Consider the following 12886-nt stretch of genomic DNA (forward strand, 5'->3'; position numbering starts at 1 on the left):
AGGAGAAGGATGTGAGCCGCATATGACCGTCTTCTTCCGTCCGGTCCGTCCGCATTGGAAAGCAACCTTTTCAGTCATCTTTCTATCCGTGATTCTGTCTTCCTGTATGTCATCGGGCGAAGAGCCGACGCCTCCCGCCAAGGAGGATAGAGCGCTTATTCGGTTTGTTGCCGCTGAATACAGCACGGAGACGAAGCCATTCCTAGAGAAGCTCGTGAAGGATTTCGAAATCAAGAATCCTCTGATTGACGTCGAGCTTCAAGTCGCGAATTGGGACAATCTAGATGCCATCTATACGACGATGATTAGCAAGAATCAACCGCCCGATCTGCTAAATACGAATGTATACGCTCATTTCGCCCAGGATGGCATGCTCAATGATTTGGGTGCGATTATTTCGAAGGAGCTCGCCGGCAGGCTCTACCCGAATTTAGTGGCGATGGATCAGATGAACAACGTACAATTCGCCTTACCGTACGTAGCCTCGACACGGAATCTCTACTACAACAAGGAATTGCTGGAGAAGGCCGGTATTAAGTCCCCGCCTACCACTTGGTCCGAGCTCGAGAAAGCGGCGCATCAAATTAAAGCATCAGGCGCAGCAGATGGTTTCGGCGTTGATTTGACCGACAATGAGACACAAGCGTATCTATCATATTTCTTCTACGGAGCCGGCGGCTCTTGGACGAAGGATGGCAAATGGACGATTAATTCCCCTGCGAATATCGCGGGATTGACGTATCTGAAGACGTTATTCGATAAAGGATTAACCGATCCGGAACCGACCGTTACGACCCGTGATGAGAAGCAGCGGATTCTGGGCGGAGGCGGACTGGCCATGCTCATCTCGGGCAACTACTTCACTTCCGTCGTGCCGAAAGAATTTCCCGCGCTCAAGTGGGACAAAGGTCCGATTCCCGTGAAGGACGGGCAGCCTCCGATTACGTTCGCCGTGCAGGATGTGCTCATCTCCTTCAAGACCGATCATACGAACAAAGAAGCATTGTCTACGTTTCTGGATTTTCTGTACGACGATTCGGCTTATGGCGATATGATTAAGCGCGAAGGACTGCTCCCTGTAACAAGCACTGTCGGCAGCCAGTTGTCCATGCAAGACACCGTCATGAAAGGCAATCTCGATGCGCTGAGCAAAGCGATGTTCTATCCGGTTGGGGAGCCCGCTTGGCAGGCCGTCCTCGACTACGCCCGCAAGATGGGTGATGCCGTCCTCTACGAGCATCTTACGCCGAAGGACGCGCTGGACAAGCTGCAGCAATTTGCCGAATCCAAGAGCGGCCGATAACGCGGCAGAAGAAGAAAAGAAGAAAACAAAGAATTCGTGGAAGATATTCGATAGAGACCAAAGCCCTCCCGCCTTATGATGAGAACAAGCGCAGGCGTTCACTTGTGAACGACCACAACAAGCGTAAATCATCATTATTGGGAGGGTTTGCTTTTATGACCATGAACAAAAAAATGGCTGCAATCGGTCTTGCCGGCATTCTGGCTGCCGTATCACTGACAGGATGCGGTTCCAAGAATAACAACGAGGCTGCCAACACCAACACGACTACCGAGAATACGACTGCCAATACCACGGAGAACACAACAGCAACCAATTCCACTAACACATCCACGGATACAACCGCTAAATTGACCGGCGACTTCGAAATTCAATATTTCGTTGGCGGATACGGCGACAAATGGTGGAAACAGGTTATCAATGATTTCCAAGCCGCTAACCCGGATCTGAAGATTAAGCAATCCGGCGGTCCGCAAATCAATGAGCAAATGAAACCACGTTGGATCGGAGGCAACCCGCCTGATTTCGTTTACATCGACGGCGCTGGCTTGAATGACCGCCAAATGGTTGAAGATGGCCAACTCGAAGACTTGACCGACTGGCTGAAGGATGCCAAAAACATTGACGGCGATCTCATCACCGACATTCTGGCACAGCCTGCACAGCAATTCGACGGTAAAGTATTCAACATTCCACTCGTGCTTAACTCATGGGGCGTCTTCTGGAATAAAGCTTTGTTCAAAGAAAAAGGATGGACGGAACCTACTGATTTCCAATCCTTCCTAGACACTAGCGACAAAATCAAAGCAGCCGGCATCAATCCATTCATCCACACCGGTAAATATCCGTACTACATCAACGGATCGATTCTATACCCGGCAATCGTTTCGGCGAATAACAATGATTTCACGATCCTTCAAGACATGGCAGCTAATAAAGTAGAAGCTTTCGAAAGCCCTGCCGTACTTACGGCTTTGAACAAAATCGTAGAGCTGCGCGACAAAGGCTTCATCGATCCGGCGTCGATTCAAATCAACCACACCGATTCGCAAATGCTCTTCTTGCAGAACAAGGATGCTTTTATCCCGAACGGCCTGTGGCTCCCTAACGAAATGTCCAAAGACATTCCGGATGGCTTCGACTTCGGCTTCATTCCTTCCGTAACGCAAGATGCGGGCGGCAAAGTTGTAGCGAATACTTCGACATCAACAGTAGCAATCGCTAAAGATGCGAAGAACAAAGATGCAGCGAAAGCATTCCTGCAATTCATCTTCTCTAAAGCGCAAGCATCCCAGTGGGCAGAGCTTAGCGGTGCACCTTCCAACATCAAAGGCGATATCAGTGCCTCCAACGCGCCGAACTTCGTTAAGGATGCAGCGAAATACCTAACAGATCCAAACACCGTTGTTATCCCGACGATCACTTACAACGCAGACGTGGATAAAGCGATGATGGATGCAACAGATGCCCTTACAATCAGCAAAATCACCCCTGAAGAGTGGGTCAAACGTGTAACTGACGCAGTGAAAAAAGTAAGTAAATAATAAGCCTTCAGAGGCTTAACGCGGAGGGTGATCGGGGCAGCCGCCTCGATCCTTCTCTGCGAATTTACTCGGAGGGATGGCAGGCACTATGACTCATAGAACGGCTAAGTGGCAGCGTAATGTATTTATCGCAACCTTCATTATCCCTACTCTCTTGTTCTTTGGGGTATTTACGATTTATCCGGTTGCGCAAGGATTGTATTTCTCTTTCTTCGACTGGTCCGGTATGTCGAAACATAAAACGTTTATCGGCTTGGATAATTTCAAGGAATTGTTTCACGATCCCATTGTATGGAGAGCGATTGGCAACGATTATTTTCTGGTAGTGGGCAAGGTTATCGGCATTATGACGATCGCGACCTTTTTCGCTGTAGCGCTTACCCGGTTTGGCTTTAGGCTGTCAGGGTTCTTCCGGTCGATTTTCTTCATTCCGAATGTTATTTCCGTCGTCGTCATCGGCGTATTGTGGAACTTCATATATAATCCGCAAATCGGTTTCTTGAACGCGTTTCTATCGCTATTCACCAAAGAACAGGTCACGATTACCTGGCTTGGATTTACGAATCACACGATTTGGATGCTGCTGCCTCCGGCAATTTGGGCCGGTATCGGATTTTATATGATTCTCCTGATCGCCGCGATTCAGAGTATTCCGGATTCCTATTACGAGGCTGCAAACTTAGAAGGGGCGGGACAATGGGGACAATTCCGCAACATTACCCTGCCGCTCGTTTGGGAGCAAATTAAAGTTTCGACGCTCAATATTATGATGACAACGCTTAACGGCTCGTTCGTTATTGTATGGATCATGACAGAGGGCGGACCGGATAACAGCACGCAGGTTATGGGCTCTTATTTGTACCAAATGGCATTCCGCCAATATCATTTCGGCTATGGTGCTTCGATAGGATTTATCATCTTGATCTTGTCGTTAATTACGACAATCGTACTTCAGCGGTTAATGCGTCATGAGACCGTCGAGATGAGTTAAGGAGGACTTCGAGATGATTGTAGGCTTAAAAAATCCGGTCGCTAAACTATTCTTCTATGGAATCCTTGGCGTATGGGGGTTATCCGTCTTATACCCGCTGCTTTGGACACTCCTGGATGCTTTGAAAAATAACGAGCAGTTCTTCCGCAACGCGCCTTGGTCCTTGCCGGAATTCCCGCTGCTGTGGTCCAATTTCTCCTATGTATGGAGCAATTACAATTTCGGTACGTATTTCATCAACTCGCTGGTCGTTACGGCTGGCTCCACGGGGTTAGGCCTTATATTATCCGCTATGACGGCCTACGTGCTCGCAAGATATAAGTTCAGAGGCAGTAATATGCTGTATCTGCTCTACATCTCTTCGATGATGATCCCATTCGTGCTGGCACTTATCCCTCTGTTCTTCTTAATGAATTCGATGGGTTTAATTAATACGAAGCTCGGATTGATTGTCGTTTACGCTTCAAGCTTGCTGGCTTTTGGGATCTTCGTGCTCGTCGGATTCTTCAAATCGCTGCCGAAGGAACTGGAAGAAGCGGCTATTGTTGATGGTACCTCTTATTTCGGAACGTTCTTCCGAGTTATGCTGCCCTTGTCGCAGCCAGGTCTGATCACCCTCGCTATCATCAATGTCTTAAACATCTGGAACGAGTATATCGTAGGTACGATTCTCGTCAATGATCCCCTGCAGTATACGCTGCCTGTTGAGATCGGAGTCATGCGAGCGGAAATGCAGTATCGGACGGAGTGGGGTCCCCTATTCGCTGCATTGCTTATTACGATCGTGCCTGTGCTGTTCATGTATATTATCTTTCAGCGTCGAATCGCAAGCGGCATTACCGCTGGCGCCGTGAAATAAGATTTAGAGGGCTGTTCCATAAGTCATCTTGGATGACTTATGGAACAGCCCTCTTTTCTCACCTTCGATGGCGGGAATCCGTTATAATTGAACCAAATAGCTCTTGTGAGGGCGGCTAATTCAAGGAGGTAGAGATGATAACTCATACAATCGATGGCGTATCTTTTGGGTTGAAAGCGGAGTTTAACTTTGATTTTCTTGCGCAATATGGCAAGGTCTTTGCCGTCTTCGACAAGCAGGATTCCGGCTATCTGTGCTTTGGCGTTCATAATGAGAACGACAACAGGAAGCTGTTCTTGAAAATGGCCGGTGCAGCCACTTTAGTGAGCAACGTCAGTCCGGAAACAGCCATCGCTCGACTCCGATCCACCGTCGCTGTATATGAGGATTTACGTCACCCGGTGCTCATTGATATGATCGCGCACAAGGTGATCCCCGGCGGATATCTGACTGTCTATGAGTGGTTTGAAGGCGATTGTATGGGTAGGCAATATCAGTCTCACGATAAATTCTTAGCCCTGCCGATTGAAGAAAAGCTGGAGATCTACTCGGACCTCGTATTATTTCATATCCATACCATCAAATGTGGGTATATCGCGTTAGATTTCTACGATGGATCGATCATGTATGACTTCCGCACACAACGGACTATGATTTGCGATATTGAAGTATATAGCAAGAACCCCGTAATCAATACGATGGGACGCATGTGGGGCTCCAGTCGCTATATGTCTCCGGAAGAATTTCAGCTAGGCGCAGAGATCGATGAGCGATCCAATGTTTTCGTAATGGGAGCTACCGCATTTCAACTGATGGGCGGCGGTATGGACCGCTCTATCGAGAAATGGCAAGCTTCCGAGAAGCAGCACCGCGCGGCTCTGCGAACGATTAGTGCCGATAAAGACGATCGGTATCCGACCCTTGAGGAGTATTATGAGGCTTGGATGAACGCGTAACGAATGAACGGTAACTAGTACCTCTCTTGTGGCTGATCTCTAATCAAAAAAAGAAATGTTGCCCTGCTGGCAACATTTCTTTATCGGATATTGTCCGCTAGGCAAGCCCAACTTAGAAATCAAAGTTGTCCGGATCCGGGCCGACACGAAGGTTCTGGTTCAGCTGATCTATGCGAGCTACCTCATCGGCCGTGAGCTCAAAATCAAACAGCGAGGCATTCTCGATGATGCGATGCTCCTTCGTCGACTTTGGAATTGTTACAATGCCATGCTGCAAATCCCAGCGCAGGATGACTTGAGCAATCGATTTGCTATGGGCATCTGCGATTTCTTTTAACACCGGATTCTCCAGCAGCTGACCTTGCATTAACGGGGACCAGGCTTCGATTTGAATACCGTGCTCCGCACCGAATCGTCTCAGCTCCTGCTGCGATAACAGTGGATGGAGCTCCACCTGGTTCACCATAGGTTTAACGGCAGCATCCTTCATTACCTCTTCGAGATGATGGATTTGGAAATTACTCACGCCAATCGCTCGTACACGGCCCTCTTTATAGAGCGTTTCGAGCGCCCGCCATGCTTCCTTGTATTTGCCCTGCACCGGCCAGTGGATGAGATACAGGTCAAGATAGTCTAGACCTAGTTTAGCTAAGCTTGTCTCATACGCCGCCAGCGTCGCCTCGTAGCCCAAGTCTGCATTCCAAACCTTCGACGTCACGAACAGCTCTTCTCTTGTGATCCCAGACTCGGATATGGCTTCTTGAATGGCCAGCCCCACACTTTGCTCATTTCCGTAAATGGCTGCTGTATCTACACTGCGATAGCCCTGTTTAATCGCTGTTTTGACAGCTTGGACCAGCTCGTCGCCTTCTGCCACTTGAAATACGCCTAGCCCAAGCCAAGGCATTGTAACACCGTTGTGCAGCGTTGTTGTATCTTGGATATGTTTCGAAATCATCTAAAAACCTCCTGTTTATGTTTAGTATGAAGACGCTTGTGCAGGTGTAGATTCCGTTGCAGATGGGGCGTTTGCTTCAGCTCGCCGCTCCAAGACTCGTGCTCTACCCGTTAAGATAACCGCTCCGAAGACCATCAATGCTCCCACCCATGCCGTATGAACAAGCCCGATGGAGTCCGTAACGACGCCGCCCATAAAAGCCCCAATCGCAATGCCCGCATTAAACGCGGCAATATTGACAGCAGATGCGGTATCAACCGCTTTGGGCGCGTAACGCTCAGCCAGCAGCACGACATACACCTGTAAGCCCGGCACATTCATGAAAGCCAGCAGCCCCATGAAGAAAATCGTAATCAGAGCCGCAATTTTAAACGGCACGGTGAACGTTAGGACGAGCAGCACGATGGATTGCAAAATAAACATATAGAACAAAGCAGAAACCGGCTTGCGGTTGGCCGCTTTACCACCAATGACGTTACCGATCGCAATGGCCACGCCATATACGAGAAGAATGATCGCAATCGTCGTATCTTTAAATCCGGTTATATTATGAAGCAACGGGGATAAATAAGTGAAGACGACAAAGGTCCCCCCATACCCGATTGCCGTAATAGAGAATGCCAGCAGCAGCCGCCCATTCGTAACAATCTTGAGCTGTTCGCGAAGCGGTGTTCGACTCCCTTTGCGCATATTCGCGGGAATCAAGATCAAGTTGGCGATCAGGGCAACAATGCCGATTACAACGATCCCAATAAACGCAGCCCGCCAGCCCCATTCTTGACCGATCAAAGTTCCGAGCGGCACACCTGTAACGGTCGCCACAGTAAGTCCGGAGAACATAATCGCAATAGCGCTCGCCCTGCGGTTCTCGGGTACGAGATCAGCCGCAATGGTTGAGCCAATCGACATGAAGATGCCGTGTGCGAATGCCGAAATTACGCGAGCTGTCAGCAGAATGCCAATCCCGCTTGCCCCTGCCGCAAGACTATTCCCCGCGATAAAGACAATCATGATCCATAGCAGCAAGGTTTTGCGCGGGACACCAGTCGTTAAAGTAGTCAGTATTGGGGCGCCAAGCGTTACCCCCAGCGCATATATAGTTACCGTTAAAGCGGCAGTAGTCACAGATATGTTCAAGTCTTGCGAGACTAGAGGCAGCAGTCCCACGCTGATAAACTCCGTTGTCCCGATTGCGAAGGCGCTTATGGCGAGCGCAAGCAGGGCTAATGTACTTCTCTTTTTATCGAATGCCATGTGAAATCTCTTCTTTCGTTTAGTTTGGTATTCCCGGCCGGTAAGTGCTACTATAGATGAAATAAGTTTGTATGAACAGTACGTACTTTATAGTGATATAGGCACTTCTAAGTGCTATACGCACTTAAAAGTGCCTATTGGATGTTCGGGGGAGGAACGGCCTTTGCTTAAGAAGAAATACAACATCTCGGTGGAAGCAACGCTTGAGGTGATCGGCGGAAAATGGAAATGCGTCATCCTCTGTCATCTGACACACGGGAAGAAACGAACAAGTGATTTCCGGCGCCTCATGCCGGGGATTACGCAGAAAATGTTAACGCAGCAGCTTAGAGAATTAGAGCATGACGGCATCGTCAATCGGATTAGCTATAATCAGGTTCCGCCTAAAGTGGAATATGAGCTCAGCGACTATGGCCGAAGCTTGGAAGCCATATTAAATGCGCTGTGCAATTGGGGAGACACCCATATTATTAAAGAATATGGCGATCGATCTGCTGTGCTGGAGGAAAGCATTCTGAATCATAAAGACAATCAAATAGAAGAAAGCCCCCTCGTATAGAGGGGGCTTTGCAGGCTGCCCGAGAAAGTCTCGGGCAGCCACTTTGTTGTCTATACATCATGAAAATAATTTTAACGGTTGCCAGCGTTTCTATTTCATACAAAAAAGCCTTTTTGAAAATCTAACGGTTGCCACAGTCGTTATTTGCAACAAATGGGTCGATTTCAAGGGGAACATGATCAAATAAGCTCGCTGGCAACCGTTAAACAATAAAAAGGGCTAATTTATGCCAAATAACCACTGTCACAACCGTTAGCGTTGGAATGCGACGACAAAGTATGCACTCATCACGGAGGCACATAGAACTACCGTACCGGAAGCTAATAAACCGACGTTGTAACAAACACGGGTTTCTCACCAGACCGGCAAAGCCCCTCTTATAGAGGGGGCTTTGCTTTTTATTACAGCTCAGCAGCAACTTTGGCGGCCGGCTTATAGGTCGTTGCGAAGAATGCGGTAAGAATCGAAAACGGCATTACGCTCAAGGCGATAACAATCGGCGATATGGGCATCATAAACATGACATAGATTAACCAGCCTACCGGCACATAAAGCAGCATGATTCCAAAACCAAGCACTGACGAGGCAATCATCCGTCCAATACGATGCCAATCCATGATGGCGACAATCAGCATGCCCAGCGTGGATAATGCAAATAAGTAACTGAGCTCCATGAACAGGAACGTCGTTCCGATCGTGAGCAGTATCTGAATCGGCAGCAAGCCTGCCAGCGCTTCGGCAATTGAGTGTTTACGCATGCGGAAGTACATAACAACAAGGATGATCAAGCTTAGCACAACGAACAGGCAGAGAAAAACATGATCATTGTTCGTTCTTTTGCTCAACCCCATCATCTGCGTTACCAACAAAACAAGACCCCAGCTCAGTAACCCCATCGCCACAATCGAACCCGCCAACCACCCCGTGCCGCCTGCGACTTGGCCAAGCTTAACTTTGCCCAGCCGAAGCTGCATCATCAACCAGACCAGCGAAGCTAACACAGCCAATGCAGCTAGCAAATACGCGACTAGATCATTCATGACTATAAGATGACCGGGCAGAAAAGTGAAGAAGACGCTGTCGCGTTTCGAACCGCTGGCCCCGCCAATTTGCTCGTTTCCTGCGGCGTATTCAGCCATTTCCATGGCAGTCTGCAAGAAATCATAAGCCGTACCGCGATCCAAATTTCCAACGTTATCGGACATCCGGTGATAGTGCTCCACGCCTTCTGCCACTGCGAAATTTAGCCCTTGATAGCCCGCTTCCATAAAGAAGGTCAAATCGGTACCATTGGGCATTTTGCGATAAAGACCGGTTGTGAACGAGAACGCAATCGGATGGGAGCTTGCCGACTGGAAATGCTGCAAGAGATCATAGTTTGGCGTCGATGTCTCAAACATAAGCAGACCGCCTCGATTCCCGCGCGCATCGAAATTAATGGCGAGATCAATCTTGCTCTTAACCTCCGGATGCGACTTCACGAAGGCTTTGGCGCCTAACGCCGTCTCTTCCTCCCCATCCGTAAACAAGAAGTAGAGATCGTTCTTGAGCAGCTCGGGATGACTCCCTTGTTCGCGCATGGCCTCTAATAACGAACTGACGGAAACCATATCATCAGCCGCACCAAGAGCATTGTCCTCACTGTCGTAATGAGCCAGCATAAGAATACCGTGATCTGTATCAGGGGCGTCCAGTTTCACCCAGATATTGCTCAAAGCCAGATTTTTCAATGGCGGACCTTCTCTATGTACGATGTCAAATGTCCCGCCTCCTGCAGCAGGCTTCTTGTCGCCGGCTGCAGGTTTCTTCTTTTCCATTCGAACTTCCCTCGGCGGGCCATCTTGGGCAAGATGCTCAGCCTCCAAGTCGGCTGCCGTGTACACTTCATGATCCACGGTCGGTGCCAACCCCATATCTCGAATTTCAGCCAATAGATGCGTCCGTACCGCTTCCAGCTCCTTGGAACCGGACGGATGCGGCGCGACCGTCATCGCCTTCAAGTTAGCCAGCATCCGTTCAAAGGCAGGATAATCAGCATTCGACTCCGTCGGTGGTGATGGCGGTCTCATCTGCAGAAAACCGATCCAAAGCCCCGCCATAACTACGATTAGCAGAAGTATCCTCGATATTCGTCTATTCATATTTCCTCCCCACGCCTCCTATAAATCACCTCAACACTAAGAACCTCAGTTCAAATACCTCTGCAGATCACAACTAAATCTATAATAGCCCGGAAACGGTAAAATTTTGGTAAAACCATCGGTATTTGCGACGGTTCCGCCTATTTTCCAACTTTTGTACGCAAACTATATTGACACCCGATATATCCAGGAGTATTATATCGGTATAAGATATATCGGATTTCGATATAGAGGATAGGAGTGAACCCTATGGTCAAAGAATCCTTGCCCCTTACAGAGGCTTTTTATTACATCCTAGTAGCACTGCACACAGCGCCTTCTCATGGATACGGGATTATGCAAGACGTCGAGAAGATGAGCAGCGGCCGCGTGAAGATCGGCGCAGGCACACTTTATACCGCACTCAATACCCTGCTGAACAAAGGGCTCATTGATCCGTCCCCCGCGCCGGATGGCTTTGATCCCCGGCGTAAGATGTATGCGATCACAGAAGATGGCAAGGCAGTCGTAGCCGCCGAAATGGTTCGGTTAGAAGAGCTTCTGAAGGCCGGTCAGCTGGCTCAAATTTCTTATAAGGAGTGATCCGAGATGAAACCAAATAAGGTGAAGAAATATCGGCTCAACTTGAGCTGGGATTACGAGAACGAGGAAAAGTGGATGAACGAGCATTCCGCACGCGGTCTGCATCTCGAGAAGCCCGGTTTCTTGAGCAGTACCTTCGCACGAGATGAGGCAGTGCGCTATTCCTACTCCCTGGACTATCAATCAGGCCTGACGAAGAAGAACGGCAAGCTGCAGGAATATATTGAACTGTACCGGGATGCGGGCTGGGAGTATGTGACTTCCTACGGCGGAATCTGGCACTATTTTCGCAGAGCGTGGGAGCCCGGCGAGGTGCCTCGTCTATACTCCGACCGTGATTCGCTTACCGCACATTATAAGAAAATTCAACGCATGATGGGTGCGATGCTGCTCTTGAACGTCGCTCTGTGTGCGATAAATATGGCGAATCTGCTGCCTCGCGGCCATCAATTCTGGGGCGTAGTGTTTCCCATGGCAATCATCTATATCTCCCTCTTCGCCTTGCTGTCGGTTGGTTACGTGAAGATGGGCAGCAAAATCAACAAACTCACGAAATAGGCATAGCAAAAAGAGGCTGATTGCGCCCTGTTACTCAGGACGCCTCAGCCTCTTTTGTTTCGCATATTAGTTAATTTCGTAGATTTTGAACATTTCATCCAGCATCAAGTTCGCTGCAATTACGCCGCCGGCCGTATTCCAGATCGCATCGCTCACGCTGATCGCCTTCTTGTTTTTCACAACGTTCAGGCTCTGCCACAGCGGATCCTTCAGCATTTCCTCTTCCATCGCCGTACCTTTGCCATCACCGGTCTCGTAAGTGAAGTAGAACAATCGATCCGCATCAACCTCCGGAAGACGTTCCTTCGTAATTTCTTCAACGAATGTATCCTTATAGTTCTTCTGATTATCAGGACGGGTGATGCCAAGCTTGGAGAACGCAAGTCCCGTAAACGTATCATCTAGGTAAATACGCGTCTTACCTGCCATAAACCGGACAACAGAAACTTTCTCATTCAGCTTGTCGCCAGCTTTCGCTTTGAAATCAGCTGTACGGTCGTCGTAGGCTTTGATGATTTTCTCGCCTTCGGCTGTTTTACCCAGTGCATCCGCATACAGCATGAAGTTCGACTGCCATGCTCCGCGAAGCGTTTCCGAGAAGATCGTCGGCGCAATTGCGTTCAGCTGATCGAATACTTTCTCTTGGCGCAGCTTGTTGCCGATGATCAGATCGGGTTTCAGGCTGGCAATAAGCTCCACGTTCGGCTGGCTCTCTTCACCAACTACCGTAACGCCTTCCATGTCCGCTTTAATATGATCGTACCAAGGATCGCCTGTCCATGATTTAACAGCGCCAACAGGCTTCACACCAAGTGCCAACAATGCTTCTGTTCCTTCGTTCGTCAATACAACGATGCGCTGCGGAGTGCCTTTAATCGTGGCCTCTCCCATTGCATGCGTGACCTTATGCTCTTCAGCATTCGCTGCCTGCGAATTCGAGGAATTACTCATGTTATTGCTGGTATTATTGCTAGAATTGGACTGCCCGCAAGCGGACAAGAGGAGTGCGAAAGTAAACAACAGAACAGTGACGGACCACATGTACTTCTTCTTCAGAGCGGATACCATTACGTAAATAACTTCCCTTCGTATTTGAAAATGATTATCAATGCGTTTACAGATAGCAACTATAGCAGGGATAATTTCGGATGTCAATGATTTTGAGAATCACTCTCATTGAC

General features: G+C 48.8%; 12 protein-coding genes. 8 read left to right on the forward strand and 4 right to left on the reverse strand.

The window, feature by feature from the left end; translation table 11 throughout:
- The first annotated feature begins 22 nt into the window (after nt 1–22).
- The 5 genes from AC0YN4_RS30370 (at nt 23) to AC0YN4_RS30390 (ending at nt 5653) form a co-directional block, all read left to right on the forward strand.
- Complete coding sequence (locus AC0YN4_RS30370; protein ID WP_475784224.1) at nt 23–1303, forward strand: extracellular solute-binding protein; 1281 nt, start codon at nt 23–25, stop codon at nt 1301–1303.
- A gap of 155 nt (nt 1304–1458) precedes the next feature.
- On the forward strand, nt 1459–2847 hold the full coding sequence (locus AC0YN4_RS30375) for an ABC transporter substrate-binding protein (protein ID WP_475784223.1): 1389 nt from the start codon (nt 1459–1461) through the stop codon (nt 2845–2847).
- Between the two features lie 88 nt (nt 2848–2935).
- Nucleotides 2936–3838: a carbohydrate ABC transporter permease gene (locus tag AC0YN4_RS30380; protein WP_475784222.1), complete on the forward strand. Its 903-nt coding sequence runs from the start codon at nt 2936–2938 to the stop codon at nt 3836–3838.
- 13 nt (nt 3839–3851) lie between these two features.
- A complete protein-coding gene (locus AC0YN4_RS30385) occupies nt 3852–4697 on the forward strand; it encodes a carbohydrate ABC transporter permease (RefSeq protein ID WP_475784221.1) in 846 nt (281 codons plus the stop codon).
- A 134-nt stretch (nt 4698–4831) separates the two neighbouring features.
- A complete protein-coding gene (locus AC0YN4_RS30390) occupies nt 4832–5653 on the forward strand; it encodes a serine/threonine-protein kinase (protein ID WP_475837546.1) in 822 nt (273 codons plus the stop codon).
- A gap of 112 nt (nt 5654–5765) precedes the next feature.
- Here AC0YN4_RS30390 and AC0YN4_RS30395 read toward each other — a convergent pair whose 3' ends face one another.
- Both AC0YN4_RS30395 and AC0YN4_RS30400 read right to left on the reverse strand, forming a co-directional pair.
- Nucleotides 5766–6611 carry an aldo/keto reductase gene (locus tag AC0YN4_RS30395; RefSeq protein ID WP_475837547.1) on the reverse strand — a complete coding sequence of 282 codons (846 nt, stop codon included), beginning with the start codon at nt 6609–6611 and terminating at the stop codon, nt 5766–5768.
- 21 nt (nt 6612–6632) lie between these two features.
- A complete protein-coding gene (locus tag AC0YN4_RS30400) occupies nt 6633–7865 on the reverse strand; it encodes an MFS transporter (protein WP_475837548.1) in 1233 nt (410 codons plus the stop codon).
- A 163-nt stretch (nt 7866–8028) separates the two neighbouring features.
- Here AC0YN4_RS30400 and AC0YN4_RS30405 point away from each other — a divergent pair, with 163 nt between their 5' ends.
- Entirely contained in the window at nt 8029–8424 is a 396-nt protein-coding gene (locus AC0YN4_RS30405; RefSeq protein WP_475784218.1) for a winged helix-turn-helix transcriptional regulator, read from the forward strand.
- 401 nt (nt 8425–8825) lie between these two features.
- Here the strand turns inward: AC0YN4_RS30405 and AC0YN4_RS30410 are convergent, their stop codons facing one another.
- Nucleotides 8826–10523 carry a M28 family peptidase gene (locus tag AC0YN4_RS30410; protein WP_475837549.1) on the reverse strand — a complete coding sequence of 566 codons (1698 nt, stop codon included), beginning with the start codon at nt 10521–10523 and terminating at the stop codon, nt 8826–8828.
- A gap of 291 nt (nt 10524–10814) precedes the next feature.
- On the opposite strand from AC0YN4_RS30410, the gene AC0YN4_RS30415 reads away from it, so the two are divergent.
- Nucleotides 10815–11147, forward strand: a complete 333-nt coding sequence (locus AC0YN4_RS30415; RefSeq protein ID WP_475784216.1) for a PadR family transcriptional regulator — start codon at nt 10815–10817, stop codon at nt 11145–11147.
- 6 nt (nt 11148–11153) lie between these two features.
- Nucleotides 11154–11705, forward strand: a complete 552-nt coding sequence (locus tag AC0YN4_RS30420) for a DUF2812 domain-containing protein (RefSeq protein ID WP_475837550.1) — start codon at nt 11154–11156, stop codon at nt 11703–11705.
- A gap of 66 nt (nt 11706–11771) precedes the next feature.
- Here AC0YN4_RS30420 and AC0YN4_RS30425 read toward each other — a convergent pair whose 3' ends face one another.
- Nucleotides 11772–12773 carry an ABC transporter substrate-binding protein gene (locus AC0YN4_RS30425; RefSeq protein WP_475837551.1) on the reverse strand — a complete coding sequence of 334 codons (1002 nt, stop codon included), beginning with the start codon at nt 12771–12773 and terminating at the stop codon, nt 11772–11774.
- Between the last annotated feature and the right edge of the window lie 113 nt (nt 12774–12886).

The organism is Paenibacillus sp. J22R3, from assembly GCF_056269305.1.